Origin of the sequence: Streptomyces celluloflavus, assembly GCA_000720995.1 — a bacterium.
Classification (GTDB): Bacteria; Actinomycetota; Actinomycetes; order Streptomycetales; family Streptomycetaceae; genus Streptomyces; species Streptomyces celluloflavus.
The window spans coordinates 1-878 of the sequence record JOEL01000127.1; the positions used below are offsets into that span (position 1 = coordinate 1).

At 67.9% G+C, this 878-nt stretch carries 1 protein-coding gene; it reads right to left on the reverse strand.

Going from position 1 to position 878, the window contains the following annotated elements:
* Positions 1 to 10: 10 nt before the first annotated feature.
* Positions 11 to 816 (reverse strand): IS5 family transposase gene (locus IH09_RS38645; RefSeq protein WP_404827321.1). Its coding sequence is split into 2 segments (ribosomal slippage): positions 11 to 489 and positions 489 to 816, totalling 807 coding nucleotides; the frame shifts between segments, so codons are not numbered across the junction.
* Between the last annotated feature and the right edge of the window lie 62 nt (positions 817 to 878).

Below are 878 nucleotides of genomic sequence, written 5' to 3' on the forward strand. Positions count from 1 at the left end.
AGAGGATGTCTCACGTGGTGAGTTTTGCGAGCGTCTTGTAGCAGGTGAGGGCGGCTGCGAGGCCGAGGAAGGCGAGAAAGTGGGAGCCGTTTCGCTCGTATCGAACGGTGAGGCGGCGGTAGCCGAAGAGCCAGGCAATGGTCCGCTCGATCTTCCAGCGGTGTCGGCCGAGCCGTTCGCTCGATTCGATCCCGGGGCGTGCGATGCGCGGGACGATCCCGCGCTCGCGGAGCCAGGCGAGGTGTTCGGCGGAGAAGTAGGCTTTGTCCGCGCGGAGCTTGAGCGGACGGCGTCTGCGCGGCCCTCGCCGGGAACGGATGGCGGGGATCCCGCGGATCAGCGGTTTCAGGGCCAGGGTGTCGTTGGTGTTCGCGGCGGACACGGCGACGGCGAGCGGGATGCCCTGGGCCTCGGACAGCACGTGCAGTTTGCTGCCCTTCTTGCCACGATCGACCGGGTTCGGCCCGGTCAGCGTGCCCCCCTTTTTGCCCGTATCGAGGCGGCATCGGCGATGGCCGAGGTCCAGTCCAGCTCGCCCCGGGCGCCGAGCTCGTCCAAGACCGCCCGGTGCAGCCGGCGCCACAGGCCGGCCTTCGTCCACACGGCGAACCTGCGATGCGCGGTGGCCGGCGACACACCGAACGTCTCGGGCAGATGCCGCCAGGCACATCCACTGGTCAGGACGTACACGACCGCCGTGAACACGCCCCGCTCATCACGCGGAGCGGTCCCGCCGCCCTGCGGACGGGACTTGAACGGCGGCAGCAACGGGACGACCAGTTCCCACAGACCATCAGGAACCAGCCGTTGCGACAGATCGACACCCACAAACAGCCATGATGCCGCACCTCACAGCATCACCACGTGAGACATCCTCT